This is a genomic window from Mycobacterium montefiorense (assembly GCF_025823255.1).
In the GTDB taxonomy this organism is placed as follows: Bacteria; Actinomycetota; Actinomycetes; order Mycobacteriales; family Mycobacteriaceae; genus Mycobacterium; species Mycobacterium montefiorense.
Map to the genome: position 1 here is coordinate 101010 of NZ_JACKVL010000007.1, position 26567 is coordinate 127576.

Here is a 26567-nt window from a genome sequence, read left to right on the forward strand (position 1 = left end):
ATCCCGCCGGTGCGGGGCGCCTCCGCGGCCACGGAGCGTCGCCCCGCTCCGGCCTGCTGGGAGCCTTTACAGCTTGCGCAACCGCAACCGGTTGATGGAGTGGTCGGCGTCCTTGCGCAGTACCAGGGTCGCGCGCGGACGGGTGGGAAGAATGTTCTCGACCAGATTGGGCCGGTTGATCGACCGCCAGATCTCACGCGCGGCGGCGACTGCCTTGGTGTCGTTGAGGGCCGAGTAGTGGTGGAAGTGCGATTCCGGGTCGGCGAAGGCCGTGCCGCGCATGGCCAGGAACCGCGAGACGTACCACTGTTCGATGTCTTCGATCCGGGCGTCCACGTACAGCGAGAAGTCGAACAGGTCCGACACCATCAGCGTCGGACCGGTCTGCAATACGTTGAGACCTTCCAGGATCAAGATGTCTGGATGCCGAACCACGTGTTTGGCCCCGGAGATGATGTCGTAGCGCAGGTGTGAGTACACCGGCGCACACGCGTAGTCCGAGCCCGATTTGACCGAGGTGACGAACCGCATCAGCGCCCGGCGGTTGTAGCTCTCCGGAAAGCCTTTGCGGTGCATCAGGTTTCGTCGGTCTAGCTCGGCATTCGAATAGAGGAAGCCGTCGGTAGTCACCAAGTCGACCCGCGGGTGGTGATCCCAGCGCGCCAGCAACGCCTGCAGCACACGGGCGGTGGTCGATTTCCCGACCGCCACGCTGCCGGCCACGCCGATGATGAACGGCACCGGCCGGTCCGGGTTCTGCTGCGGCTCACCGAGGAATTCCGAAGTGGCAGCGAACAATCGCTGCCGGGCCGCGACCTGAAGATGGATGAGCCGGGCCAGCGGCAGATACACCTCTTCGACCTCTAGCAGGTCGATCTGCTCGCCGAGACCACGCAGGCCGACAAGTTCCTCTTCAGTGAGGGCCAGCGGCGTCGACATGCGCAACGCGCGCCACTGCTTTCGGTCGAACTCCACATAAGGGCTCGGCTCGCTCAGCCGGGGCATAGTGCAAGTGTGGCAGGGGCGATAGCACGCCGGACGGCTGGGCTGGCTTAAACCGTCGCTCGTTAGACTGGGGCCCGTGACTGCCGCACCTGATGCCCGTGTTTCCACGTCCCTGATGTCTGCCCCGCTCGCCGAAGTCGACCCGGATATCGCCGAGCTGCTCGGCAAAGAGCTGGGCCGGCAACGCGACACCCTCGAGATGATCGCGTCGGAGAACTTCGTACCGCGCTCGGTGCTGCAGGCCCAGGGCAGCGTGCTGACCAACAAATACGCCGAGGGATTGCCCGGCCGGCGCTACTACGGCGGCTGCGAGCACGTCGATGTCGTGGAGAACATCGCCCGCGACCGTGCCAAGGCGTTGTTCGGTGCCGACTTCGCGAACGTGCAGCCGCACTCCGGTGCGCAGGCAAATGCGGCGGTGCTGCACGCCCTGATGTCACCCGGGGAGCGGTTGCTGGGTCTGGACTTGGCCAACGGTGGACACCTGACGCACGGAATGAAGCTCAACTTCTCCGGCAAGCTCTACGAGAACGGCTTCTACGGTGTCGACCCGACGACGCATCTCGTGGACATGGACGCGGTGCGCGCTCAGGCGCTCGAGTTCCGCCCCAAGGTGATCATCGCCGGCTGGTCGGCCTACCCGCGGATTCTCGACTTCGCGGCGTTCCGGTCGATCGCCGACGAGGTCGACGCCAAGCTGTGGGTGGACATGGCCCACTTCGCGGGCCTGGTCGCAGCCGGACTGCACCCCTCTCCGGTGCCGCACGCGGACATCGTCTCCACCACCATTCACAAGACGCTGGGCGGCGGGCGCTCCGGGATGATCCTGGGGAAGCAGGAATACGCCAAAGCCGTCAACTCAGCGGTGTTCCCCGGCCAGCAGGGCGGCCCGCTGATGCACGTGATCGCGGGCAAGGCCGTCGCGCTGAAGATCGCCGGCACCCCTGAATTCGCCGAGCGCCAGCAGCGCACGCTGTCCGGCGCCCGGATCCTCGCCGATCGTCTATTGGCAGCCGATGTCGCCAAGGCCGGGGTGTCGGTGGTCAGCGGCGGCACTGACGTCCACCTGGTGCTGGTCGACCTGCGCAACTCCCCGCTCGACGGGCAGGCAGCCGAGGACCTGCTGCACGAGGTCGGCATCACGGTCAACCGCAACGCCGTACCCAACGACCCGCGGCCACCGATGGTGACGTCTGGTCTGCGGATCGGGACCCCCGCGCTGGCTACCCGCGGCTTCGGGGACGCCGAGTTCACCGCGGTGGCCGACGTCATCGCCACCGCGTTGGCGGCCGGCACCTCGGCCGATGTCACGGCGCTGCGAGACCGGGTGACCCGGCTTGCCCGGGAGTTCCCGTTGTACGAGGGACTCGAGGACTGGGCATTGGTCGGTCGCTGACGCGACACGGCGCGGCCTGTTTTATTAAACCTGTGTCTATCGGTTACAGTTACCGCATGGCACAGAAACCTGTCGCTAACGCGCTGACCCTGGAACTCGAGCCGGTCGTCGAGGCGGAGATGGACCGCCACCTGTCCACCGACGACATCTGGTTCGCTCACGACTACGTGCCGTTCGACCGCGGCGAGAACTTCGCCTTCCTCGGCGGCCGCGACTGGGACTCGTCCAGCATGACGCTGCCGCGGCAATTCACTGACGCCTGCGAGATCCTGGTGCTGCTCAAGGACGACTTGGCCGCTCATCACCGCGAGCTTGTCGAGCACTTCATTCTCGAGGACTGGTGGGGCCGCTGGCTGGGCCGCTGGACCGCCGAAGAGCATCTGCACGCCATCGCGCTGCGCGAATACCTGGTGGTGACCCGCGAGGTCGACCCCACCGCCAACGAAGAAGCCCGCGTCCAGTACCTGATGCAGGGCTACCGCGCCGACACTTACACGCAGGTGGAAACCCTGGTGTACATGGCTTTGACCGAGCGCACGCATGCCGTCTTCTGCCGCAACCTGGCCGCCCAGCTCGAAGAGCCGATCTTGGCCGGCCTCATCGACCGGATCGCCCGCGACGAGGCGCGCCACGAGCTGTTCTTCTCCAATCTCGTCGCGCACTGCCTGACTTACACCCGCGACGAGACCATCGCCGCGATCGCCAAACGAGCGGCCGACCTCCAGGCCGTCGGTGCGGACATCCAGGCGTATCGGGACAAGGTGCGCAACGTCGCCGACGCGGGGATTTTCGGTCCCGCCGAACTGCGTCGGGCGATCTCCGATCGCATTACCGAGTGGGGCGTCGCTGGCGAGCCCCAACTGCGGCAGTTCGTCGGCTAAGCCAACCTTCGCGGCGATCACTGCGCTCGCCGTTCTTCACCACCCATCACCACCCCGGCGTCGGCGCGCCTGCGCTGCTGCTAAGCGGCGACGGGAGTAGCGTCATTCTCGATGGTCAGCGTCATGCTCAGCTGCCAGGGCGGCACCTCCCGTCACTACAACGGAAGGACCGGCCCCGGTCCTGGTGTCGCAGTTCCCGCCGACATGCCTGCGCGGGTCCGCGCGGGCTCATCCCGCTCGAGGAGCGCTACGTGACCGAACTCCGGACCTACGTGATCGACACTTCGGTGCTGCTGTCCGACCCCTGGGCATGTAGTCGGTTCGCCGAGCACGAGGTGGTGGTCCCGCTGGTGGTGATCAGCGAACTCGAGGCTAAACGCCACCACCACGAGCTGGGATGGTTCGCCCGACAGGCGTTGCGATTGTTCGACGATCTGCGGCTCGAACATGGACGCCTGGATCAGCCCATTCCCGTTGGGGCGCAAGGCGGTACGCTGCACGTCGAACTCAACCACACCGACCCAGCGGTGCTGCCGGCCGGTTTCCGCAATGACAATAACGACTGCCGGATCCTGAGTTGCGCGGCCAACCTCGCTGCTGAAGGCAAGCGGGTTACGTTGGTCAGCAAGGACATTCCGCTGCGCGTCAAGGCTGCCGCGGTGGGTCTGGCCGCCGACGAGTACCACGCGCAAGACGTGGTCGTCTCCGGTTGGTCGGGGATGCAGGAGATCGAGACCGCCGCTGAGGACATCGACTCGCTGTTCGCCGATGGCGAGATCGACCTGGCTGATGCTCGAGACCTGCCGTGTCACACTGGAATTCGGCTTCTCGGCGGTACCTCTCATGCGCTGGGCCGGGTCAATGCGGACAAACGTGTCCAGCTGGTTCGCGGTGACCGCGAGGTGTTCGGACTGCGCGGTCGCTCCGCCGAGCAGCGCGTCGCGCTCGACCTGCTGCTCGACGAGTCGGTGGGCATCGTGTCGCTGGGCGGCAAGGCCGGCACCGGTAAGTCGGCGCTGGCGCTGTGCGCCGGCCTGGAGGCGGTGCTGGAACGACGGACCCAGCGCAAAGTGGTGGTGTTCCGCCCGCTGTACGCCGTCGGCGGCCAGGAACTGGGCTACCTGCCCGGCAGCGAGAGCGAAAAGATGGGTCCCTGGGCGCAGGCGGTCTTCGACACCCTGGAAGGGTTGGCCAGCCCGGCCGTGCTGGAGGAAGTGCTATCCCGCGGCATGCTCGAAGTGCTGCCGCTGACCCACATCCGCGGTCGTTCGCTGCACGACTCGTTCGTCATCGTCGACGAGGCGCAGTCGCTGGAGCGCAACGTGCTGCTGACCGTGCTGTCCAGGCTGGGCACCGGTTCGCGAGTGGTGCTGACGCACGACATCGCCCAGCGTGACAATTTGCGGGTGGGCCGCCATGACGGCGTCGCGGCCGTCATAGAAAAGCTCAAGGGTCATCCGCTGTTCGCGCACATCACCCTGCTGCGCAGCGAGCGGTCACCGATTGCCGCGCTAGTCACCGAGATGCTCGAAGAAATCGCCGGCCCGAACTGACGCTTCCGCACCACCCTGCCGCCGGCTTTCGTCGGCACCTTTGGGCTTGAGTGTGCGCTGACGGCGCGATTTGAGCCGTTTTCCCGCCTCGTGGGCACACTCGGCGCCCACGTCGCACACTCGGGGGTGAGTAGGCTTTTACCGTGCCGAAACGACCCGACAGCCAGGCCTGGCGCTATTGGCGGACCGTGTTCGGTGTCGTGGCCGCCGGCGCGGTGCTGGTGATCGGTGGCCTGACCGGTCACGTGACGCGCGCCGACAACCTGAGTTGCTCGGTGGTCAAATGCGTCGCGCTGACGTTCGACGATGGGCCCAGCCCGTTCGACGAGCGGCTGCTACAAATTCTGAAAGACAATGACGCCAAGGCCACCTTCTTCCTGATTGGCAACAAGGTGGCTGCCAACCCGGCCGGAGCAAAGCGCATCGCCGATGCCGGCATGGAGATCGGCAGTCACACCTGGGAACACCCCAACATGGCGACGATCCCACCAGACGACATTGCCGCACAGTTCGCTAAGGCCAACGATGCGATCAACGCCGCGACCGGGCGGACTCCGACGCTGTATCGGCCCGCCGGCGGGCTGTCCACCCCCGAGGTACGCCAGACCGCCGGCCGTTACGGGCTGTCCGAAATCCTTTGGGATGTAATCCCTTTCGATTGGGCAAATGACTCGAACATCGCCGCCACCCGGTACATGCTGATGACGTACATCAAGCCTGGCTCGGTGGTGTTGCTGCACAGCACCTACTCGAGCACCGTCGATTTGGTGTATCAGTTCATTCCGGTTCTCAGGGCCAACGGCTACCGGATGGTGACGGTCAGCGAATTGCTGGGCCCGCGCGCCCCGGGCAGCAGCTACGGCAGTCGGGAAAACGGGCCCCAGGCCAACCAGCTTCACGACATCCCACCCGGTGAGATCCCGACGTTGCCCAATACGCCGTCGCCCAAGCCGATGCCGAACTTCCCGATCACAGACATCGAAGGCCAGAACTCGGGCGGGCCAAATAACGGTGCTTAGCGCACGCGCGGCTACCTTTAGAGGGTGATCAAAGCGGACGGGCTGCGAGGTCGGAGTGCGCGAGGGTCGAGCGCCGCGACATCCGAGCCGCCGCAGCGCAAGTCGGCTCGCAGGCTCTTGATCGAATACGCGATCGACCTTGCCCTGTCCTACATCATCGCCGTCATCGACGTTGCCGCCATCCTGATTCCGCTGCGGGGTCACACTTCGGCCGCCACCAGCGTCGTCTTCGCGGAAAAAGACACCGCCATCGTGGTCTTGCTGGTGGTGCTGGGGGTCATCGGTGTCGCGGTGTCCGGCATGGTCAGCCTCACGCCCACGGTGCGCTGGTATGCCGCCGGCGACGAACCCACCACGGCGCAACGGGAAGTCGCGATGCGGCTGGCCGGCCGCCAGACAGGGATCCTGCTGGCGGCCTGGGGCCTGGCCGGCGGCATCTTTGTGTTGGTCAACCTGAGCGGTGGCGCCGCGCTGCTGTTGCCGATGATGCTCGGCGTGCTGCTCGGTGGTCCGGCCGCCGCGGGCACGGGAATGCTGCTCGCGCAACGCACGCTGCGGCCCATCATGGGTGCCGCCACGCGGGGGCAAGAGCCCCGATTGGCGGTGCCGGGAGTGTTCGCACGGTTGGTCATGCTGTGGTTTCTGGTCAGCGCGCTACCGATCGGAGTCGTGGCAACGCTGGTGGTGCTGCGCTCATACGGCTGGCTGATTCAGAAGTCCGCCTCGTTAGACGTGCCCATCCTGGTGGTGTCGCTGGCCGCGGTGTTGCTCGGGCTGCCCACGATGATCCTGACCTCCCGGTCGATTTCGGACCCGATCGGCGAAGTGGTGGACGCGATGGCTCAGGTCGAACGCGGCCACATTGATACCACCGTGGGCGCCTACGAGCGATCCCAAATCGGGCGTCTCCAAACGGGATTCAATCGGATGGTGACCGGGCTTGCCGAGCGCGACCGGTTGCGCGACCTGTTCGGCCGCCACGTCGGGGCCGACGTGGCTCAGCGCGCCATCGAAGAGGGCGCATCTTTGTCGGGGGATGTGGTCGAGGCCGCGGTGCTGTTCATCGATCTGGTGGGCTCCACTCAGCTCGCGGAAAGTCGTCCGCCCCAAGAGGTTGCCGACGTGCTCAACGACTTCTTCCGAATCGTCGTCGACGCCGTCGACGAACACCACGGACTGATCAATAAATTCGCGGGCGACGCTGCGCTGGCGATCTTCGGGGTGCCGCTGCGGACCGGCGAGCCGGCATCGGCGGCGCTGGCCACTGCGCGCACGCTGGGCATCCAATTACGCCGGCTCCCCGTGGTCGATTTCGGTATCGGGGTCTCGGCGGGCCGTGTTTTCGCGGGCAACATCGGTGCCGAAAACCGCTATGAATACACGGTAATCGGTGATGCGGTCAACGAGGCCGCACGCCTGGCGGATCTGGCGAAGACCTCGGATCGGCGGATTCTGTGCTCGGCCGCGGCCATCCAACGAGCCGACGAAACCGAACGGGATCACTGGGCGGCGTGCTATTCCACCGTGCTGCGCGGCCGATCGGAGGCCACCCACGTCTCGGCGCCCGCGGGCCCCGCCTAGGCGCGACCTACTTCGAGACCTTCAGCGAGCCGATCACCTGGTTGAGGATGCCCGCCGAGGCGGTATCTCCGATGGGTGTTGCGCCCAGGAAGATAGTGACCGGCTTGGTGTCAACCGCGATGATGGTCACGGCATCGCCCTTCACATTTCGGGCGGGGTCGGCGATCGTGACGTTGGCGTCCACCCGGGCGGCCTTGATCCCCTCAACCGTCATCGACGACTTTTTAATCGGGCCCAGCGTCGGTGAGGCGTTCGAATAGCCGGGACCTTCGGCCACGCAATTCATCAACTTCGCCGCCTGTGCGGTGACATCCATACTCGGAACGAAATTGCTCACCGCGACCTCGGCCTGCATTACCCACTGGCTGGCTCCCTGCACCTCTTGCGCGAGGCCCACTGCGCCAATCAGATTCGGACTCTGGTCGTCCGAAAACGGCATCCATCCGGGTGCCGCGTTCGCCGGGAACGACAACTTGCCGGCCTTGATCGGGGCGCCGCCCGCCGGCTTGTCGCCACCGGACACGTTCGGCGTGCAATCGGTTGCGGTCTGCCCGGACCCGCTGGGCTGCGACGTCGGCGCGACCGAACTGGTCGAGGGGTTGGCCTTGGGGGACTTGGATCCGTTGCCCAGGCTGAGCACCAGAATCACCACCAGCGCGATGACGCCAAGCACCGCGATACCGGCGACGATCAGCCATGGCATGTTCGACCGTGGGCCAGTCGGCGGCGGTCCGGGGGGATAGGACCCGGGTGGCCAGCCGGGCGGGAACTGTTGGCCGGGCGGCGGATACGGCTGACCGGGGTAGCCCTGCGCCGAGGGGTCCACGCCGCCCGCGGGATTGATGAACGGACCGGTCGGCGGATAGGGGTACGAGCCGCTTTGCGGCCCCGAGTAGGGGCCGCCCTGCGGATACGGCAGCGGGCCGCCTTGCGGCGGGCCCTGGGGTGGACCACCCTGCGGAGAACCACCCCAATAGGGGCCCTGCCCATACGGATTCGCTCCGTACGGATCCTGGCCGTAGGGACCGCCCGGAGGAACCGTCATTGCAGAACCATCCCCACTTAGTTCGCTGGTTTGACCTTGGCCATCGCCAGCACGTCAAGCCGGCGGTCCAACTCCTCGAGCGACAACTTGTCGCCGATCAGGCCGCGGGCGATGACGGTCTGGCGAATCGTCTTGCGCTCCTTGAGCGCTTGCTTGGCCACGGCAGCCGCTTCCTCGTAGCCGATGGCCGAATTCAATGGTGTCACGATCGACGGCGACGACTCGGCCAACTCGCGCAGGTGCTCGACATTGGCCGACAGCCCGATGATGCAGCGCTCGGCGAACAGCTTTGACACGTTGGTCAGCAGCTTGAATGACTCCAAGACGTTGCGGGCCATCATTGGGATGTAGACGTTGAGTTCGAACGCGCCGGACAGACCGCCGACGGCCACCGCGGCATCGTTGCCGATCACCTGCGCCGCGACCTGCGTAACCGCCTCCGGCAGAACCGGATTGACCTTGCCTGGCATGATCGAGCTGCCCGGCTGTAGGTCCGGCAGTCCGATCTCGGCCAAACCGGTCAGCGGCCCGGACCCCATCCAGCCGACGTCGTTGGCGATCTTGGTCAGCGACACGGCGATGGTACGCAGCGCGCCGGATGCCTCCACCAGGCCGTCGCGCGCGGCCTGTGCCTCAAAAGAGTTTGCCGCCGTGCGTAGTTCGGACAATCCCGTGGAAGCAACCAGGGCCTCGACAACCTTGGCGCCGAAACCGTCGGGAGCGTTGAGCCCGGTGCCCACCGCGGTTCCGCCGATCGCCAGCTCACCCAGCCGGGGCAGCGTGGCGCGCACCCGCTCGATCCCGGCCTCGATCTGGCGGGCATATCCGCTGAATTCCTGGCCGAGCGTCACCGGCACGGCATCCATCAGGTGAGTGCGGCCGGACTTGACCACGGTGTGCCATTCGCTGGCTTTGGTTGCCAGTGCGTCGTGCAGTATTTCGAGCGCCGGGATCAGATGGCGGACAGCGGCTTCGGTGGCCGCGATGTGGGTGGCGGTCGGGAAGGTGTCGTTGGACGACTGCGACATGTTGACGTCGTCGTTGGGGTGCACCGTGACGCCATTGGCCGCCGCGATGGATGCGATGACCTCGTTGGTGTTCATGTTGGAGCTGGTGCCCGAGCCGGTCTGAAACACGTCGATCGGGAACTGGTCGTCGTGTTTGCCGTCGGCGATCTCAGTTGCCGCCGCGACGATCGCGTCGGCTTTCTCCTTGGCCAGCAGCCCGAGGTCGGAGTTCACCTGGGCGCAGGCGCCCTTCAGCAGTCCCAACGCGCGGATCTGAGTGCGTTCCAGCCCCCGGCCTGAAATCGGAAAGTTCTCCACGGCGCGTTGGGTTTGGGCTCGCCACAACGCTTTTGCGGGCACTCGTACCTCGCCCATGGTGTCGTGCTCGATGCGATATTCGCCGCTTTCGGCCATCAATTAGTTCCTGTTCGTCGGGTTATCGCGGTTACGGCAGGGGATAGGCAGCGGTGCTGTCGCCGGTGAAGTCGATCGCTGAGTATTCGTTGAGCTTGGAGAGCCGGTGGTAGGCCTCGATCATCCGGACGGTGCCCGACTTCGACCGCATCACGATCGACTGCGTGGTGCAGCCGCCGGGGTAGTACTGCACGCCCTTGAGCAGGTCGCCGTTGGTGACCCCGGTCGCGCAGAAGAAGACGTTGTCGCCGGACACCAGGTCTTCGGTGGTCAGGATCTGGTCCAGGTCGTAGCCGGCATCGACCGCCTTGCGGCGTTCGGCGTCATCGTGCGGCGCCAGCTGCGCCTGGATCGCCCCACCCATGCAACGGATCGCGGCGGCGGCGATGATGCCCTCCGGCGTGCCGCCGATACCGGCCAGCATGTCGGTGCCCGAGTCGGGCCGGCAGGCGGAAATCGCGCCGGCGACGTCGCCGTCGGTGATCAGCCGAATGCGGGCACCGGTGGCGCGGGCGTCCTCGATGAGCTGAGCGTGCCGCGGCCGGTCCAGGATGCACACGGTCATGTCCCGCACCGACAGGCCCTTAACCTTGGCGACCGCGTGGATGTTGTCGGCGATCGGCGCGGTGATGTCCAGCACGTGCGCGGCTTCGGGGCCGACGGCGATCTTGTTCATGTAGAACACCGCCGACGGGTCGAACATGGCCCCGCGATCGGCCACCGCCAGCACCGAGATCGCGTTGGGCATGCCCTTGCTCATCAGTGTGGTGCCATCGACCGGGTCAACCGCGAAGTCGCAATCCGGGCCGTCACCGTTGCCGACCTCTTCGCCGTTGTAGAGCATCGGTGCTTCGTCTTTTTCGCCCTCGCCGATCACGACGACCCCGCGCATGGAAACCGTGTTGACCAGTTCGCGGATCGCGTCGACGGCCGCGCCGTCACCGCCCTCCTTGTCGCCGCGACCCACCCAGCGACCGGCGGCCATCGCGCCGGCCTCGGTGACCCTGACCAGTTCCAGGGCCAGGTTGCGGTCGGGGGCTTCGCGGCGTGCCCGTACCTGCGGGTCGGGGCCCGCGGTTGCGGTCGAAGACGAACCGGAGCTGCCCGATGCTGTCATGGTTGCTGATTCTCCCAGAAGCAGATCGGCCAGCTGGATCTGGGCTGTGGCTGTTGACAGCGGGCTGGGATACTGCAGGGGTGACCGACGAGCAGCCCAACGCGCAGGAGGCCGGTGAGCCCGTGCCCGCGCCCAGGCCGGCCAAACCGCGGCTGCTCGAAGACGGTCGGGACATGTTCTGGTCGCTGGCACCGCTGGTAATCGGGTGCATCCTGCTGGCCGGCATGGTCGGGATGTGTTCCTTCCGGCCGACCGGGGCGAACAAAGGAGCAATTCCGTCCTACGACGCCGCGACGGCCTTGCGTGCGGATGCTCAGACACTGGGGTTTCCCATCCGATTGCCCTTGCTACCCGCAGGCTGGCAGGCCAACTCCGGCGGCCGCGGCGGCATCGAGAATGGGCGATCCTCGGGTAGCCAACGGCTGAACGCGGCCACCTCGACGGTCGGGTACATCGGCCCGACGGGAATGTATTTGAGCCTGACGCAGAGCAACGCAGACGAGGACAAGCTGGTCGGCTCGATTCATCCTTCGGCGTATCCAACCGGAACGGTCGACGTCTCGGGGACGAACTGGATCATCTACCGCGGATCCGGTGAAAGTGGTGCCGACGCCGAACCGGTATGGACGACCAGGCTCACCAGCCCGGGTGGTGCCGCCCAGATCGCGATCACGGGTGCCGGAAGTACCGACCAGTTCCGTACGCTGGCGTCGGCGACGCAGTCACAGCCGCCGCTGCCGACAAGCCGATAGGAGCGACTCGCGTGACAGCACCCGAAGCGGACCTCTCAGGATGGGTCGCGGAACCGTTCACCGGTGGCGGTTACACCCATGACGTCTATCGCAGGGGCACCGGCCCCGGGGTGGTGCTGATCCCCGAGATACCCGGGATCCATCCAGGGGTGCTGGGTCTGGGTAATCACTTGGTGGACAACGGTTTCACCGTCGTCATCCCGTCGCTGTTCGGCGTGCCGGGCCACCCGAAGACCGCCGGGTACACGGCGGGGGTGATCGCGCGGGCCTGTGTGGCAAAGGAATTCGCGGCCTTCGCGACCAACAAGCAGCGGCCGGTGTCGCTGTTCCTGCGCGCGCTGGCCCGTGATCTCAAGGCGTCGGCGGGAGGCAAGGGCGTCGGCGTGATCGGCCAGTGTTTCACCGGCGGCTTCGCGCTGGCCGCCGCGGTCGACGACAGCGTGCTGGCCCCGGTGCTCAGCCAGCCGTCGGTACCGCTGCCCCTTGGCCTGACGCGTCGCAGCGACACCGGACTCAGCGAATCCGAGCTGACCACCATCGCCGACCGCGCTGCCAACGAGGGCTTGTGCGCCATGGGTTTGCGATTCAGCGAGGACTGGATGTCTCCGCGGAATCGATTCACCGCGCTCAAGGACCGCCTTGGGGACGCGTTCGAGGTGATCGAGATCGATTCACGCCCGGGCAACGAACACGGTTTCGGCAAGATGGCGCACTCGGTGCTCACCGACGAGGTCCGTGAACTCGAAGGTCAGCCGGCCTACGAGGCCCGCAAGCGGGTCGTCGAATTCCTTACTGCGCGGCTGACTTAACGCCTGCTCTCGCCTTCCGGCGCGGCAGCCAGCCGCGGCGCTTCGGCGCTTCGTCGTCCGGGTTCACCAGCTCGACACCCTGGTAGACCGCCAGGTAGACATCGATGGTCGTGACGATCAGGATCATCACCACCGGCCCGATGACGATGCCCCAGGGGCCGAACATGGCGAGCCCGGCGAACACCGACAGCAGCATCAGCGCCGAATTCAGCCGGGCGTCACGCGGGACCAGGATCGGGCGCAGGAAGTTGTCGATGTTGGTGACTACCAACAGATGCCACAAAATCACGAACGCGCCGCCGAAGATGTTGCCGTAGAAGATCATTCCGATCCCGAACGGAATCGTCACGATGCCGCCGCCCAGCGGAATGATCGACAGCGCCGTTAGCAGGATCGCGAAAATGAAGAAGCCGTGCTGGAATCCGGCGATGTAGATCGACGCGGCGCCCGCGACACCTTGGCATAGCGCGATGACGAACTGACCGAACACGGTGCCGCGTACCATCGCGCCGGTCTTCTTCAGGTATAGATCCGTGACTTCCTCGCCGAGCGGGTTGAGCTGACCGATCAACGTGCGCAGCTTCTCGCGGTGCACCAGCAGTGCGATGAACACATACAAGAAGATGATCGCGTAGGTGACCGCTCCCGCGATCCCGCCGGCGGCGCTCTGCAGGAATTGCAGCAGCCATTGACCGGCGTGCTGTGCTGCGGTGACCATCGCCTTACGCAACATCTCCGGCGTTACCGTGATGTGCAGGAAGGGGATTCGGGCCAGTACGTCATTGACGAGCTGTAGGACTCTGCCGCCGAGTTCGCTTGGATCGGTGGTCTTGACCCAGCCGGAAACGCTGTCGACCATGCGGGTGATCTGGACGACGGCCAACACAATGAAGAGGCCGACCGGAACGATGAAAATGGCCAGCGCCGACATCAAAGTGCAGGCGGCCGACAGGCCGGTGCCGAGGCGGCGGTTGAACCGATTGAACAGCGGCGTGAACAAGTACGCTCCGACCGCGGCGACGACGATCAGCACGAAGTAGTCGCGCAAGAAGTACGCGCCGAAAACTAGCGCTATCAGCGTGAAAACCGCGAGGGCGCGCTTCTGAGTGAGCGTGAATTCGGTGTTCATACGAGCCGTCCGTCCTCCACCTCGTCGTTGAGCGCAACCTTAGCCCGAGGCGGTGGTTTTCGGCAGTATCCGCGCTACCGTTTGGCGGCGGCTTTGGCCGCCAGGTCCTCGCGTTCCATCTGCTGGTACAGATCTATGTAGTACGACTGGCACTCGGTAAGTGCCTTCTCGGTGGTGAACAGCGGCTGGTAGCCCAGGTCACGGGAAGCCTTGGCGACCGAGAAGAAGTTGTCCAGGTAGAGCCGCTCGACCGCCAGCGGCTCTAGCAGCGGCGCGGGAATTCCGAACCGGAAGTGCAGCCGCTGCCAGCCGGTCATCGCCGCGCGCACGATGGGCCCGTTGACCCGGATCCGCGGCCATGGCTGCCCGCAGGCCTCCACTACCGGCCGGGCGAACTCGAACATGTTGATCGGTTCGGCGTCGTTGATGAAATACGCCTGACCGGGCGCCGTGCCGCCGGGCACCAGATGCTGGGCGGCCAGGATGAAACCGTGAATCAGGTTGTGCACGTAGGAGTTATCCAGGCGGGCCGACTTGCGGCCGATCAGCACCTTGACGTGGCCGGCGATCACGCTCTCGAACAACTTCCTGAACATCGTCTGGTCGCCGCGGCCCCAGATGCCACTGGGCCGGATCGCGCACGTCAGCATGCCGTCAACGCCGTTCTGGGACAACACGTATCGCTCGGCGACCACCTTGGTCTCGGTGTAAAGGTCATTGAATCGAGCAGTGTAGGGCAGGGTCTCGTCGCCGCCGGCGATGTTCTGGCCGCCCATCACCACGCTGTTGGATGACGTGTAGACGAATCGCTGCACACCCGCGGCGCGCCCGGTCTCCACCAGATTCTCGGTACCGCCGACGTTGATGCCGAAGCTGCGCTGGCGATATTCCTCGGTCACCGACGCGCCACCCATCAGCTCGATGATCGCCGCGGTGTGGAACACCGTGTCGATGCCGTCCACCGCCTCAGCGCAGACGGCTTTGTCGGTGATGTCGCCCTGCAGCACCTGCAGCTTCGGATGCGCAGCGAGCGGCGACGGGGCGCGGTCGAAGGAACGCACCGAGTACCCGCGGTCGAGCAAGGTGGTCACCAGGTTGGCGCCGACAAACCCAGAGCCACCGGTGACCAGGACGTGGCCGAGTTCGGTTGTCAATGATGCATCACCCATGCCGTACAGGATAACTGAGACACTGTGTTACTGAAACACGTTCCAATTTCGCAAAGATAGCTCAATAAGTTCTGCGGATTCGGCCGGATTCAGGCCTCGTCGTCCTGTCCGGACGCTAGCGCATCCGCCACGCGCTTGCGGGCGCCGGCTAAGTGTTCTTCGCAGCGCTTTGCCAGCTGTTCGCCTCTTTCCCACAGCGTCAGCGATGCATCGAGGTCCAGGCCGCCCTGTTCCAGAAGGCGCACGACTTCGATCAACTCATCTCGGCAAGATTCATAGCCAAGTTGACTAACGGGCGTAACTGATTTGGCGCCGCCGCCGTCGTCGTCAGTGACCATCGGTCAGCCCTTCACTCACCGCAGCTACGGCGCCGTCGGAAACCCGCACCCGCAGCCGGGTGCCGGCCGGCGCCTCGTCCACAGAGCGTAGGACGCGCATGGCACCGGCTGGCTCGGAAGCGGGAACTGTCTGCACCACCGCATAGCCGCGGGCCAAGGTTGCCGCCGGGCCCAGCGTCGCCAGTCGCGCGCCCAGGTGGCCGACGCGTTCGGATTCCGCGGCGACCAGCCGGGTGATGTCGCGGCGCACCGCCGAGCGGGCGCGGTGTATCTCCTCGGCGCGCGCCGTCAACGCGGTCAGCGGCTCGGCCAGTACCGGGCGGCTGCGCAACTGGGTCAGCGCGCGCTGTTCGCGAGACACCCAATTGCGCAGCGCCTGCGCGCTGCGCCGGCGCAGGTCCTGGATTCCTCGCTGCTCTGCGGCAGTGTCTGGAACCAGCCGCTTGGCCGCGTCGGTGGGGGTGGCTGCGCGTAGATCGGCGACCAGATCGCACAGCGGATTGTCGGGTTCGTGGCCGACCGCGCTGATCACCGGCGTGCGACAGGCCGCGATCGCGCGGCACAGCGTCTCGTCGGAGAACGGCAGCAGGTCCTCGACGCTGCCGCCGCCGCGGGCCAGCACGATCACGTCGACGTCGCGGTCGTGGTCGAGTTCGCGTAGCGCCTCGACGATCTGGACGACCGCGTTGGGTCCCTGCACGGCGGTGTTGCGCACCGCGAAACGCACCGCGGGCCAACGGGTGCTGGCCACCGTGGTGACATCGTGCTCGGCGGCACTGGCACGGCCGGTGATCAACCCAATCATGTTCGGCAGGAAGGGGATTGGCCGCTTGAGTCTCGGATCGAAGAGGCCTTCGGCATCCAGCAGCCGACGCAGCCGGTCGATGCGGGCCAGTAGCTCGCCGACGCCGACAGCGCGAATCTCGGACAGCCGCAATGAGAATGTGCCGCGCCCGGTGTAGAACGAGGGCTTACCACAGACCACCACCTGCGTGCCCTCGACCAATTTGACCGGTGCGTTGAGCACCAGGTCGCGCGGACACGTCACGGTCAGCGACATGTCGGCGGCCGGATCACGTAGCACCATGAACACGGTTTTGGACTGGGCGCGAATGTTGATCTGTGCCAGTTGCCCTTCGACCCAGACGCTTCCCAGCTTGTCGATCCAGCCGGCGACCCTGATCGCGACCGCACGAACCGGGAACGGGTTCTCGACGGAGTTCGCCTCCGCGTTCGCCGCTCGGGTCACTTCGCGGTCGCGCGGGTGATCCTGTTGGCCAGCAACGTCTGAAACGGTGCCCGAGCCTTGGTGGCCTGCTCGTAAGCCAGCAGGGCTTCGAGCTCGTCGACGCCCAGCGATTGCACTCGTGCCCGCAGCTGGGCCAGTGTCAATGTCGGGTAGTCGAGTTCGGCTGCCACCGACGGCTCCGCAATCGACTTCTTGGATTGTGCCGACGGCTTAGTTGGGGCGCCCGCATCCAGCGCGGCATCGGCAACCGAGTACAGGGCGAGGCGCCCCTCAGCCCGGCGATCGCCCCCGGCGCCGTCCGGCAATTCGCTGAAAGCCCCATCGATGGCATCGGCCGAGTCTTCGTCGAAGGTGGCCCACTCCGGCTTTTCGTCCTTGGGCGGGAAAATGGATTCCAGGGTCGAGTCGTCCTTGATCACCAGCTCCGCCAGATTCTGCTGAAATCGCATCACGATGTGCGCCGCCTGACTGGCTACCGTCATCGGGTACATCAGGATCGTCTTCGGCAGTCTCATGGTCTCCTCGACGGCGACTGTCGCCGCGCCGACCAATAGTCGAACTCCGTACGGTGCAGTAGCCATGGGTCCAAGATTGCCTTACGCAAGGACGAACTCCAAGCCCAGCGCCGCGAGCTGGCAAGCCGGTGTCGGCAGAAAGTACCCTTGATGTCATGCCACCGACTGTCGACATGGGGATTCCCGGCGCATCCAGCTCGGTAGCCACCGATCCGGCCCGTAAGCGAGTGCTTCTGGCCGAGCCACGTGGCTATTGCGCGGGTGTGGACCGGGCTGTCGAAACGGTCGAACGCGCCCTGGAAAAGCACGGAGCACCGGTCTACGTCCGCCACGAGATCGTGCACAACCGGCACGTCGTCGACACCCTCGAAAAGGCTGGCGCGGTGTTCGTCGAGGAGACCGATCAGGTCCCCGAGGGCGCGATCGTGGTGTTCTCCGCACACGGTGTCGCGCCGACGGTGCACGCCGCGGCCGCCGAACGCAACCTGCACACCATCGACGCCACCTGCCCGTTGGTCACCAAGGTGCATAACGAGGCCCGGCGATTTGCCCGCAACGACTACGACATCCTGCTGATCGGTCACGAGGGCCACGAGGAGGTCATCGGCACCGCCGGGGAGGCGCCCGACCATGTGCAGCTGGTCGACGGGGTCGCCTCGGTGGATCACGTGACGATTCGCGACGAGAACAAGGTGGTGTGGCTCTCGCAGACCACGCTTTCGGTCGACGAGACCATGGAGATCGTGCAGCGGCTCCGGCAGCGGTTCCCCAAGCTGCAGGATCCGCCCAGCGATGACATTTGCTATGCGACGCAGAACCGGCAGGTCGCGGTCAAGGCGATGGCGCCGGAGTGCGAGCTGGTGATCGTCGTCGGGTCCCGCAATTCGTCGAACTCGGTGCGGCTGGTGGAAGTGGCGTTGAACGGGGGCGCGCAGGCCTCCTACCTGGTCGACTGGGCCGACGATATCGACCCGGCGTGGCTGGAAGGCGTCACCACGGTCGGGGTCACCTCCGGGGCGTCGGTGCCCGAGGTTTTGGTGCGCGGAGTGCTGGAGCGGCTGGCCGAGGCCAGCTTCGACATCGTGCAACCGGTGACGACGGCGCAAGAAACGCTGGTATTTGCGCTGCCCCGGGAAATCCGATCACTGCTCTAGTGCCTTAGAGCAGCGAGCTGGGTTGGTTAGTCCACGAAGGTGGACAGCGCGTCCTCGAGCGTGTCGTCGGACCACAGCACGCCTTCGAGTGTGTCGTCGGGGAACAGCGTGTCCATGAATTTCTTGACTTCCCTGGGGTCCACCTGGGGTTGAATACCAGCGGTTCCGGCCAGGCCCGGTGAGGCCAACGCGCTGCCAAGCCCTGGCAGTCCTCCCGTTGCTGCCGGCGGCACCGGGGCGCCCAACGCGATCGTGACGGGTCCGAACAGACCGGTGGGACCGGCGGAGCCGCCCGAAAAGACGGTGATCACCTCGCCCTCGCCGAGGACCAACGAGCCGGGGTTGTCGAGCAAGACCTGGCCGCCCGCGTCGACGATGACGGTGCCGCCGGTATTGACCGTCAGGACTCCGTCGTCGACGCCGATGGTGCTGCCGTCGGCGACGGTGATGACGCCGTCGAGGTTGACGGTGAGAGCGCCGTCCACATCGATAAACCCGCCGTCGGTGACGAGGACGTTGCTGCCGGTGTTCACGACGAGGGTGCCGTCGAGGTTGACGGTGCCGGTGTCGATGGTCAACGTGCCGTCGACGGTGAGGGTGCCGCTGTTGGTGATGTTGACGACGCCGCCGTCGGTGACGGTCAAGGTGGCGCCGGTGTTGACGTCGAGGGCGCCGTCGGTGCTCAAGGTGCCGTCAACGCTCAAGGCTCCGCCGGTGTCCACGCTGAGGGTGCCGCCATTGGTGATGTCGACGGTGCCGCCGTCGAGAACGCCGACCGTGGCGCCGTCCTCGATGGTGACCGTACCGCCGTTGAAAACGCTGACGCCGCCGTCGCCGACGCCGAAGCTGCCGCCGGTGTTGACGGTGAAGTCGCCGCCCTGGACAGTCAGCACGCCGCCGTCGACGGTGACTGTGCCACCGGAGTTGACGGAGACGTCACCGCCGGTGCCCACCAAGAGGTCGCCGCCGTTGACCGTGACCTCACCGCCGTTGACGGTGACGTCGCCGCCATTCACGGTGAGGGTGCCGGCGTTGACGGTGAGGTCGCCGCCGTTGACGTCTACGCCGTCGACAACGAGGGTGCCGCTGTTTGTGACCGTGCCACCGTCGATCGTCAGGGTGTCGCCGACTTGGACGGATGCGCCGTTGGCGACGTCGAGGGTGCCGTCGATGGTGAGGGTGCCGTCGACGGTGAGGGTGCCGCCGGTGTTGACGTCGAGGGTGCCGTCGACGGTCAGGGTGCCGTTGACGGTGACGTCGACGGTGCCGTCGGCACCGACGGTAAGGCTGCTGCTGCTGTCGATGGTCAGGCCACTGTTGACGATGAAATTGCCGCCGTCGACGGTGACGACGCCGCCGGGGTCGATGGTGAGGGTGCCGGCGTTGGCGGTGAGGGTGCCGCCGTCGATGGTGGCGACGCCGCCGGGGTCGATGGTGAGGGTGCCGGCGTTGGCGGTGAGGGTGCCGCCGTTGAGGTCGATGCCGTTGGCGGTGAGGGTGCCGCTGTTGGTGAGGGTGCCGGTGTTGAGGGTGAGGGTGTTGTTGACGTCGACGATGGCGTTCGGTCCGATGGTCAGGCCACCGCCGTTGACGGAGACGGGACCGTTGGCGGAGAGTTCGCCGCCGCTGGCGGCCAGGGTGCCGCTGTTGACACTGAGGGTGCCGTTGGTGTTGAGGGTGCCGCCGTCAAGGGTGAGGGTGCCGCCTCTGACGAGCAGGTCGCTGTTGGTGGTGACGGTGCCGCTGTTGATGTCGAAGGTGCCGCCGTCGAGGGTGACGGTGCCGCCGGGGTCGACGGTGAGGCTACCGCTGTTGGCGGTGAAGGTGCCGCCGTTGACGTCGATGCCGTTGACGGTGAGGGTGCCGTTGTTGGTGACGGTGCCGGTGTTGAGCGTGAGGGTGTTGTTGACGTCAACGAGTACGCCGGACTGGACGGTCAGGCTACCGCCGGTGTTGACGGTGACGGGGCCGTTGAAGGTGCCGCCGGAGTTGGCGGTGAAGCTGCCGCCGTTCACGAGGAAAGGACGGCTGGTGGTGAAGGTGCCGCCGTCGAGGGTGACGGTGCCGCCGGTGTTGACGGTGATGTTGCCGCCGCTGTTGGCGGTGAAGGCGCCGCTATTGATGTCGAGGGTGCCCCCGCTGAGGGTGAGGTTGCTGTTGGCGTTGAGGGTGCCGCCGTTGAGGGTGACGGTGCTGCCGGTGTTGACGGTGACGTTGCCGCCGGTGGTGAAGGTGCTGCCGGTGTTGACGGTGACGGTGCTGCCGGCGTTGAAGTTGAGGGTGCCGCCGGTGTTGAGGGTGCCGCCGTCGAGGGTGATGGTGCCGCCGGTGTTGAGGGTGACGGTGCCGCCGGTGTTGAAGGTGCCGCCGTTGATGTCGATGGTGGCGCCGGTGACGGTGATGGGGCGGCTGCTGGTGGTGAACGTGCCGGCATCGAGGGTGAAGGTGCCGCCGTTGTTGACGGTGATGTTGCTGCCGCTGACGGTCAAGGAGCCGCCGTTGATGTCGAGGGTGCTGTGATTGACCGTCAGGCTGCCGAGGTCGGTGACGGTGCCGCCGTCGAGGGTGAAGGTGCCGCCGTTGGTGAGGGAGATGCCGCCCAGGCCCTGGGTGCCGGTGTTGACGATGCCGCTGTTCACGTCGAGGATGCCGCCGTTGACGGTGATAACTGGGGCGTTGAGGGTGCCGCTGTTGAGGGTGGCGGTGCCGCCGCTGGTGACGGTGACGTTGCCGGTGACGGTGCCGCCGTCGATGGTGGCGGTGCCGCCGGTGTTCACGGTGATGGCGCCGACGTTGACGGTGCCGCCGTTGACGTCGAGAGTGCCGCCCGTGATGTTGACGGAGATGGTGCCGCTGAAGGTGCCGCCGTCGATCGTCACGGTGCCGCCGGTGTTGACGGTGACGGTGTTGCCGGCGGTGAAGGTGGCGCCAGGGTTGATGGTGAGGGTGCCGCCGTTGGTGACGTCAACCCTCATAGCGTTGATGGCGCCGCTGTCGGTGACGGTGCCGCCGTTGACGGTGAAGGTGCTGGTTTGGGTTAGGTTAAGGACTCCGCTGGACTGGACGTTGAGAGTGCCGCCGTTGATGATGACGTCGCCGCCGGCATCAAAGGTAACGGTGCCGCCATTGATGGTCATGGTGCCGCCGGTGTTGACGGTGAGGATGCCTGAGCCGCCGGCGTTGACGGTGCCGCCGTTGACGGTGAAGGTGCCGCTGTTGAGGGTGAGGGTGCCGCCGGTGTTGACGGTCAGGGCGGTGCCGGCGTTGAGGGTGACGGTGCCGCCGTTGACGGTGACAGTGCCGTTGACGGTCATGATGCCGCCGTTGAGGGTGACGGTGCTGCCGTCTTCGAGGATGAGGTTGCCGTTGACGGTGATGGTGTCGCCGTTGGCGAGGGTGAGGGTGGTGCCGGCGGGGATTTCGTAGGTTTCGCCGGGGTTGACGACGATGTCGTTGGCGGCGAGGTTGGCGTTGAGTTGCTGCTCGGCGGGTGCAGAGGTCAGCTGGGCCAGGGATTGGGTGCGGCTGGTGGTGTCGGCAGCGGCTTTGCCCACGGCGTCGGCTTGATTGAGTTGGCCGTTCTGGTTGGTGGTTTGGGGGGTTCATCGAAGGTCTCTAGGGTGGAGGCGGCCACGGAGTCGGCGGCGTAGGCGTACATGGCGGTACCGTCTTGGACCCACATCTCGGCGTATTCGGCTTCGGTGGCAGCGATGGCGGCGGTGTTTTGTCCGAAGAAGTTGGTCGCGGTTAACACGGCTAGTTGTAGGCGGTTGGCTGCGATCATTGGTGGGGGCACTGTCATGGTGTAGGCCGCTTCGTAGGCGGCTGCTGCGGCGTAGGCCTGGGCGGCGGATTGGCCGGCTTGGGCGGCGCTGGCCTGTAGCCATTCCACGTAGGGGCCGGCCGCGGCGGCCATCTGCATTGATGAGGGGCCAAACCAGGTCTGCCCGGCTAGCTCTGTGATCTGGGTGGAGTAGCCGGCGGCTGCGGATTCCAGTTCGACCGACAGTGTTTCCCAGCTCGCGGCGTTTGCCAGCATCGGTCCGGGTCCGGGTCCGGCGTACATCAGACCAGAGTTGATTTCCGGCGGTAGCAAACCGAAATCCACCACAATTACCCCCCTTAGCAAAATGCGGTGATTCGATCCCTGCGGATGAATGCCCCACTTGCGGTCAACTCAAGGTGAAACTAGAGCGTGGGTGATGACGTCCCGATCGCCCGCCGCACGCCCAAGGGAATGCTGGCGAGTGTAACGCAGACCACACACTCTCCAAAGGGCTTTATATCCCTTGTTTACGGTTTTGGTCCGGGGTGGTGGCGGGGCATGCTTGTGCGGCTGTCGAACACGGCAGTTCTGGTGGCAAGTTCGCCGCGATGGCTAACATCGAGCCATCTCGGCAGCACGCCTTAGACCCAAAGTTGTGCTCCGCCAATAGCAAATCGAAAACTCCGATCGAGTTCATAGCGGAAATGGTGGCTGGGAGGCGTCACCAAGGTCGGGGCCACCTCGGGTGCGTCAGTCTCCGGTGCCCGGGGTGCTGGAGCGGCTGGCCGAGGCCGGCTTCGACATCGTGCAACCGGTGACGACGGCCCAGGAGACGCTGGTATTTGCGCTGCCCCGAAAATCCGCTCATTGCTCTAACCGGCCTCACAGCCCGGTCGGCGTAACGACCTGGGCGCTTATTCCCAGGATTCGGCCGGGGGTCGTCCCTGCGGCCGGCCATTCGCCCGTGATCGGCCGCGTGGCTCACCGCGGTGCTCGTCCGAAGGACCTGACCCGCGGTAGCGAACCTGCGAAATCGGGTGATGCGTCGAATCCGTGCCGTTCGTGCCGGCATGGCGGCGTCGGGGGTCCGGGGCGGGCTGATAGGACTCGTAAGGCTGATAGGACTGGAACCTGCTGTACGAATCCGGCGAGACGGGCGGTTCGTACCTGTCGTACCCGTCGTAGCGACCGCTGCGTGGCGCCGGGCGCTCGTAGGGACTGCGGCGGCTGCGCGGATCCCGACGGCCTTCGCGCGACTGGGCCCGCTGGTCGGGATCGGTCGGCGGCCGTCGCCGCGTCGGGCGGCGCGGCGGGTCCGCGGGGTCGTAGTCACGAGGCGGTGGCTGGCGGCGCCGGCGTGCCCGCTCGTCGGCGGGGTCGTACTCGTCTTCCGGCGACGGGCGGGCGTGCCGGGACCGGCTTCGGGCCGAACTCGTCGCGGGCCTTGCGCTGCGCGCCGCCCGACCGGTTCTCGCCGAGCTCCGCCGCGAGTCGGTGGACGTTTCTTCGTCGTCCTCGTCGTCGGACGACGCGACGCCCAACAGCGAATTCAGTTTCGCGCTGATCGCCCGGACGATGGACGACTGTTCCTTGGTGACAGCGGTCGCGTTGTCCTCGGTCGCGTCGGCCGCCGCGGGCGTTCGCTGCAACGTCGCCAAGTACCACCTGATCAGGCCGATCAGCAACACGACGCCGGCGGTGCCCAGCATCAGCGGGAAGCGCTCGATGAGCGGATAGCCGCAGTTGATCAGCAGGTCTTTGAGGCTGCCGATCTTGCCCCCGTGGAACAGCCAGTAGGCACCGGGCACCGCGCAGAAAAGTATCAGCGGCGGCTGGATGATCGCGGTGAACAGGCCTTCTTGGCGTACCGCCAGCACCCCTGCCAAACAGCCCGCTATATAGAAGCCGGCGAAGATGCCGGTCAGCTCCTTGTGGCCGGAGCCGGAGTCGATTCCATATCCGATAGCGGTCGCGGTAATGGCGATGAGCAGCGCTATCCAGGACGGCGCACCCGCAATGCCGGGGTGGATCGAGCGATGGGCAGCTTCTACTGCCGAGGTTCCCCGCTGCGCTGACACATGTAGACCGTACCGGCAATGGGGGAAAACGCCCGTAAATACCTTGTTAGGGCTGCCGGGCGTGCCATCCCGCCGCGCACTACCTGATCCGCGGCGCCCGAGCCTGGCGCGGAGCCCTAAACTTGGTTCCCCGTGAGCCTGAGCCTGGGAATTGTGGGCCTGCCCAACGTGGGCAAGTCGACCCTGTTTAATGCGCTGACCCGGAACAACGTGGTGGCGGCCAACTATCCGTTTGCGACCATCGAACCGAATGAGGGCGTCGTAGCGCTGCCCGATCCGCGACTGGACAAGCTGGCGGAGCTGTTCGAATCAGAGAAGACCGTGCCGGCGCCAGTGACGTTCGTCGACATCGCCGGAATCGTGAAGGGCGCCTCCGAGGGCGCTGGCCTGGGCAACAAGTTCCTGGCCAACATCCGCGAGTGTGACGCGATCTGCCAGGTGGTGCGGGTGTTCGCCGACGACGACGTCGTGCACGTCGACGGCAAGGTCGATCCCCGTTCCGACATCGAGGTGATCGAAACCGAGCTGATACTCGCTGATATCCAGACATTGGAGAAGGCCGTCCCGCGGCTGGAGAAGGAAGCCCGCAACAACAAGGAACGCAAGCCCGTGCACGAAGCGGCCGTCGCTGCGGAGGCCGTGCTGGACTCTGGCAAGACGTTGTTTGCGGCCGGTGCCGACGCGGCACTGCTGCGCGAGCTCAACCTGATGACCACCAAGCCGTTTTTGTACGTTTTCAACGCCGACGAGTCCGTGCTGACCGACGATGCCCGCAAGGCCGAGCTGTGCGCGATGGTCGCACCGGCCGACGCGGTGTTCCTCGACGCGAAGATCGAAGCCGAACTGCAGGAGCTTGACGACGAGTCTGCCGCGGAGTTACTCGAATCCATCGGGCAGACCGAGCGCGGACTGGATGCGTTGGCGCGAGCCGGTTTTCACACGCTGGCATTGCAGACATACCTGACGGCGGGTCCAAAAGAGTCGCGGGCGTGGGTGATTCATCAAGGCGACACCGCGCCCAAGGCCGCCGGGGTGATCCACACCGACTTCGAGAAGGGCTTCATCAAAGCCGAAATCGTGTCCTACGACGACTTGATCGAGGCCGGGTCGATGGCGGCGGCCAAGGCGGCCGGCAAGGTCCGGATGGAAGGCAAGGATTACGTGATGGCCGACGGCGACGTAGTCGAATTCCGGTTCAATGTGTAGATAGCAGTCTCACGACCTTGACTCTCCTGTAACGGGAGGGCCCAGGCTGGTGTTCGACGGACGTTCGGCGTCAGAATGCCAAGGAGGAAAGCAATGACTGCACAGCTCGCAATGGACCCCGTGATCGCCGCCCACATCGCCGCGATCAACAAATTCGATGTGGACGCGATCATGGACACATTCGCCGACGATGCGCTCGTCAACGACGTCTCGCGGGAGTTCTGGGGCAGTGATCATATTCGCGCGTTCATCGCCAAGGAGTTCGTCGGCGACCGCGTCACGGTCGACCCCGTCGAGATCGTCGACAACGCCGGTATGTTGTGCGTCCGGTGCCACTACGACGGTGACTACGACAAGACCGGTTTACCCAATCCGCTGGTCATGACGAACTATTTCCGGCTGCGTCACGGCAAGATCGTCAGCCTGCTCATCATCAAGAACACCCAACCGCAGTATTGACCGGCCCTTCTGATCCGGAGCCGCCATGAGTGCCATCGTTCCCATTGGGCAGTTCGCCACGATGACCCACCTCAGCGTCAAGACGCTGCACCACTACCACCACGTCGGACTACTCGAACCGATAGACGTCGATTCCGAGACGGGATACCGCTACTACTCGCTCGACCAACTGCCGACCGCTCAGCTGATCCGACGACTACGTGACCTGAGGATGCCCGTCGCCGACGTCCGACACGTTCTCGTCGCTCAGAACGCCCGCGAACGCGAATCCTTGATCGCAGCCCACATCGATCACCTCGAGGCCGAGCTGGCCGAGACGAAAGCCGCGGTCAATTCGCTTCGTGCCTTGCTGAACAACGCGGCGAGCACGGACCCCGTCAACCGGCGCGCAGAGTCGACCATTCCCGCGGTCGCCATCACCGCCACCGTCGATCCCATCGACGTCGAAAAATGGTGGCGCGCAGCCCTACACGATGTTCGCGCGGCCGTTTGTACCGGTCGGGTCGACCAAACCGGGCCTGCCGGCGGGATATACGACGAAAGCCTGTTCCGGCACGAACCGGGCCAGGCCACCGTCTTCGTTCCCGTCGACACACCACGGCAGCTGGGGCCCGTCCAACCCCTCCTGGTGCCCGCCGCGGAGGTAGCCGTGACGATTCATCACGGCACAATGGCCGACATCGATCTCGCCTACGCCAAGCTGGGCAGCTACATCGCCGGCCAGGGCCTCGCCGTCGGACCAGGCATCCGTGAGTATTACCACTGCGATCACACGCACACTGCGGACGAGACTCAGTGGAAAACCGAAGTCGCCTGGCCCATCACCGACATCCTCACGCCCAGGGCATGAACTGGCCGCGGTGGAATACCTCTGCTCAGTTGTTCGGCAACGACATTCGGTCGAATTCCGGTTCAACGTCTAGCA

At 65.7% G+C, this 26567-nt stretch carries 21 protein-coding genes and 2 pseudogenes; 12 read left to right on the forward strand and 11 right to left on the reverse strand.

Annotated features, from left to right (window positions below; genetic code table 11):
• Positions 1 to 66 precede the first annotated feature (66 nt).
• A complete protein-coding gene (gene coaA / locus H7K34_RS05135; RefSeq protein ID WP_108924471.1) occupies positions 67 to 1005 on the reverse strand; it encodes a type I pantothenate kinase in 939 nt (312 codons plus the stop codon).
• A 115-nt stretch (positions 1006 to 1120) separates the two neighbouring features.
• On the opposite strand from coaA, the gene glyA reads away from it, so the two are divergent.
• The 5 genes from glyA (at position 1121) to H7K34_RS05160 (ending at position 7435) form a co-directional block, all read left to right on the forward strand.
• A complete protein-coding gene (glyA, locus tag H7K34_RS05140) occupies positions 1121 to 2401 on the forward strand; it encodes a serine hydroxymethyltransferase (RefSeq protein WP_264060968.1) in 1281 nt (426 codons plus the stop codon).
• 56 nt (positions 2402 to 2457) lie between these two features.
• On the forward strand, positions 2458 to 3282 hold the full coding sequence (locus tag H7K34_RS05145) for an acyl-ACP desaturase (protein WP_108924473.1): 825 nt from the start codon (positions 2458 to 2460) through the stop codon (positions 3280 to 3282).
• A gap of 251 nt (positions 3283 to 3533) precedes the next feature.
• Positions 3534 to 4835 carry a PhoH family protein gene (locus H7K34_RS05150; protein WP_108924474.1) on the forward strand — a complete coding sequence of 434 codons (1302 nt, stop codon included), beginning with the start codon at positions 3534 to 3536 and terminating at the stop codon, positions 4833 to 4835.
• Between the two features lie 143 nt (positions 4836 to 4978).
• Positions 4979 to 5854 carry a polysaccharide deacetylase family protein gene (locus H7K34_RS05155; protein WP_264060724.1) on the forward strand — a complete coding sequence of 292 codons (876 nt, stop codon included), beginning with the start codon at positions 4979 to 4981 and terminating at the stop codon, positions 5852 to 5854.
• 120 nt (positions 5855 to 5974) lie between these two features.
• The gene (locus tag H7K34_RS05160) at positions 5975 to 7435 is read left to right on the forward strand and encodes an adenylate/guanylate cyclase domain-containing protein (RefSeq protein WP_372510697.1); all 1461 of its coding nucleotides are present in this window, start codon (positions 5975 to 5977) and stop codon (positions 7433 to 7435) included.
• Positions 7436 to 7442: 7 nt separating this feature from the next.
• Here H7K34_RS05160 and H7K34_RS05165 read toward each other — a convergent pair whose 3' ends face one another.
• From H7K34_RS05165 to glpX, 3 genes are read right to left on the reverse strand one after another with little or no spacing between them, the layout of a single operon-like run.
• Complete coding sequence (locus H7K34_RS05165; RefSeq protein ID WP_264060726.1) at positions 7443 to 8480, reverse strand: hypothetical protein; 1038 nt, start codon at positions 8478 to 8480, stop codon at positions 7443 to 7445.
• A gap of 17 nt (positions 8481 to 8497) precedes the next feature.
• The gene (locus H7K34_RS05170; RefSeq protein WP_264060727.1) at positions 8498 to 9901 is read right to left on the reverse strand and encodes a class II fumarate hydratase; all 1404 of its coding nucleotides are present in this window, start codon (positions 9899 to 9901) and stop codon (positions 8498 to 8500) included.
• Between the two features lie 31 nt (positions 9902 to 9932).
• A complete protein-coding gene (glpX, locus tag H7K34_RS05175) occupies positions 9933 to 11018 on the reverse strand; it encodes a class II fructose-bisphosphatase (RefSeq protein WP_264060728.1) in 1086 nt (361 codons plus the stop codon).
• Between the two features lie 80 nt (positions 11019 to 11098).
• On the opposite strand from glpX, the gene H7K34_RS05180 reads away from it, so the two are divergent.
• Both H7K34_RS05180 and H7K34_RS05185 read left to right on the forward strand, forming a co-directional pair.
• The gene (locus tag H7K34_RS05180) at positions 11099 to 11770 is read left to right on the forward strand and encodes a DUF4245 domain-containing protein (RefSeq protein ID WP_264060729.1); all 672 of its coding nucleotides are present in this window, start codon (positions 11099 to 11101) and stop codon (positions 11768 to 11770) included.
• An 11-nt stretch (positions 11771 to 11781) separates the two neighbouring features.
• A complete protein-coding gene (locus H7K34_RS05185) occupies positions 11782 to 12579 on the forward strand; it encodes a dienelactone hydrolase family protein (protein ID WP_264060730.1) in 798 nt (265 codons plus the stop codon).
• On the opposite strand, the gene H7K34_RS05190 is transcribed toward H7K34_RS05185, so the two are convergent.
• The 5 genes from H7K34_RS05190 to H7K34_RS05210 all read right to left on the reverse strand — a co-directional run bounded on the left by H7K34_RS05190 (position 12560) and on the right by H7K34_RS05210 (position 17045).
• Complete coding sequence (locus H7K34_RS05190) at positions 12560 to 13708, reverse strand: AI-2E family transporter (RefSeq protein ID WP_264060731.1); 1149 nt, start codon at positions 13706 to 13708, stop codon at positions 12560 to 12562. The genes H7K34_RS05185 and H7K34_RS05190 overlap by 20 nt on opposite strands.
• A 74-nt stretch (positions 13709 to 13782) precedes the next feature.
• Positions 13783 to 14889, reverse strand: coding sequence for a 3-beta-hydroxysteroid dehydrogenase (locus H7K34_RS05195; protein ID WP_264060970.1), 1107 nt, complete (start codon positions 14887 to 14889; stop codon positions 13783 to 13785).
• Between the two features lie 77 nt (positions 14890 to 14966).
• Positions 14967 to 15215, reverse strand: a complete 249-nt coding sequence (locus tag H7K34_RS05200) for an exodeoxyribonuclease VII small subunit (RefSeq protein ID WP_264060732.1) — start codon at positions 15213 to 15215, stop codon at positions 14967 to 14969.
• Positions 15205 to 16464, reverse strand: a complete 1260-nt coding sequence (gene xseA / locus H7K34_RS05205) for an exodeoxyribonuclease VII large subunit (RefSeq protein WP_264060733.1) — start codon at positions 16462 to 16464, stop codon at positions 15205 to 15207. The genes H7K34_RS05200 and xseA overlap by 11 nt, the downstream gene beginning before the upstream one ends.
• The gene (locus H7K34_RS05210; RefSeq protein WP_264060735.1) at positions 16461 to 17045 is read right to left on the reverse strand and encodes a lipid droplet-associated protein; all 585 of its coding nucleotides are present in this window, start codon (positions 17043 to 17045) and stop codon (positions 16461 to 16463) included. The genes xseA and H7K34_RS05210 overlap by 4 nt, the downstream gene beginning before the upstream one ends.
• 89 nt (positions 17046 to 17134) lie before the next feature.
• On the opposite strand from H7K34_RS05210, the gene H7K34_RS05215 reads away from it, so the two are divergent.
• Positions 17135 to 18133 (forward strand): 4-hydroxy-3-methylbut-2-enyl diphosphate reductase, encoded by a 999-nt coding sequence (locus H7K34_RS05215; protein WP_264060736.1) that lies wholly within the window; start codon positions 17135 to 17137, stop codon positions 18131 to 18133.
• A 3512-nt stretch (positions 18134 to 21645) separates the two neighbouring features.
• Here the strand turns inward: H7K34_RS05215 and H7K34_RS05225 are convergent.
• A pseudogene (locus H7K34_RS05225) lies at positions 21646 to 22199 on the reverse strand (PPE family protein); the annotation flags it as partial.
• A gap of 408 nt (positions 22200 to 22607) precedes the next feature.
• On the opposite strand from H7K34_RS05225, the pseudogene H7K34_RS05230 reads away from it, so the two are divergent.
• Positions 22608 to 22758, forward strand: a pseudogene (locus H7K34_RS05230) (4-hydroxy-3-methylbut-2-enyl diphosphate reductase); the annotation flags it as partial.
• Positions 22759 to 22813: 55 nt separating this feature from the next.
• Here the strand turns inward: H7K34_RS05230 and H7K34_RS05235 are convergent.
• A complete protein-coding gene (locus H7K34_RS05235) occupies positions 22814 to 23977 on the reverse strand; it encodes a DUF6542 domain-containing protein (RefSeq protein ID WP_264060737.1) in 1164 nt (387 codons plus the stop codon).
• 132 nt (positions 23978 to 24109) lie between these two features.
• Between H7K34_RS05235 and ychF the strand changes: the two genes are divergently transcribed.
• The 3 genes from ychF to H7K34_RS05250 all read left to right on the forward strand — a co-directional run bounded on the left by ychF (position 24110) and on the right by H7K34_RS05250 (position 26492).
• Positions 24110 to 25183 carry a redox-regulated ATPase YchF gene (gene ychF, locus H7K34_RS05240; RefSeq protein ID WP_108924488.1) on the forward strand — a complete coding sequence of 358 codons (1074 nt, stop codon included), beginning with the start codon at positions 24110 to 24112 and terminating at the stop codon, positions 25181 to 25183.
• A gap of 93 nt (positions 25184 to 25276) precedes the next feature.
• Positions 25277 to 25642 (forward strand): nuclear transport factor 2 family protein, encoded by a 366-nt coding sequence (locus H7K34_RS05245; RefSeq protein WP_264060739.1) that lies wholly within the window; start codon positions 25277 to 25279, stop codon positions 25640 to 25642.
• Between the two features lie 25 nt (positions 25643 to 25667).
• Positions 25668 to 26492, forward strand: coding sequence for a MerR family transcriptional regulator (locus H7K34_RS05250; RefSeq protein WP_264060740.1), 825 nt, complete (start codon positions 25668 to 25670; stop codon positions 26490 to 26492).
• Positions 26493 to 26567 lie beyond the last annotated feature (75 nt).

Bases quoted from the DNA above. Each gene is read 5' to 3' on its own strand.
- glyA (WP_264060968.1), top strand. From the start codon at position 1,121: ATGTCTGCCCCGCTCGCCGAAGTCGACCCGGATATCGCCGAGCTGCTC.
- H7K34_RS05245 (WP_264060739.1), top strand. From the start codon at position 25,277: ATGACTGCACAGCTCGCAATGGACCCCGTGATCGCCGCCCACATCGCC.
- H7K34_RS05250 (WP_264060740.1), top strand. From the start codon at position 25,668: ATGAGTGCCATCGTTCCCATTGGGCAGTTCGCCACGATGACCCACCTC.
- H7K34_RS05170 (WP_264060727.1), bottom strand. From the start codon at position 9,901: ATGGCCGAAAGCGGCGAATATCGCATCGAGCACGACACCATGGGCGAG.
- H7K34_RS05165 (WP_264060726.1), bottom strand. From the start codon at position 8,480: ATGACGGTTCCTCCGGGCGGTCCCTACGGCCAGGATCCGTACGGAGCG.
- H7K34_RS05200 (WP_264060732.1), bottom strand. From the start codon at position 15,215: ATGGTCACTGACGACGACGGCGGCGGCGCCAAATCAGTTACGCCCGTT.
- H7K34_RS05210 (WP_264060735.1), bottom strand. From the start codon at position 17,045: ATGGCTACTGCACCGTACGGAGTTCGACTATTGGTCGGCGCGGCGACA.
- H7K34_RS05215 (WP_264060736.1), top strand. From the start codon at position 17,135: ATGCCACCGACTGTCGACATGGGGATTCCCGGCGCATCCAGCTCGGTA.
- glpX (WP_264060728.1), bottom strand. From the start codon at position 11,018: ATGACAGCATCGGGCAGCTCCGGTTCGTCTTCGACCGCAACCGCGGGC.
- H7K34_RS05145 (WP_108924473.1), top strand. From the start codon at position 2,458: ATGGCACAGAAACCTGTCGCTAACGCGCTGACCCTGGAACTCGAGCCG.
- H7K34_RS05190 (WP_264060731.1), bottom strand. From the start codon at position 13,708: ATGAACACCGAATTCACGCTCACTCAGAAGCGCGCCCTCGCGGTTTTC.
- coaA (WP_108924471.1), bottom strand. From the start codon at position 1,005: ATGCCCCGGCTGAGCGAGCCGAGCCCTTATGTGGAGTTCGACCGAAAG.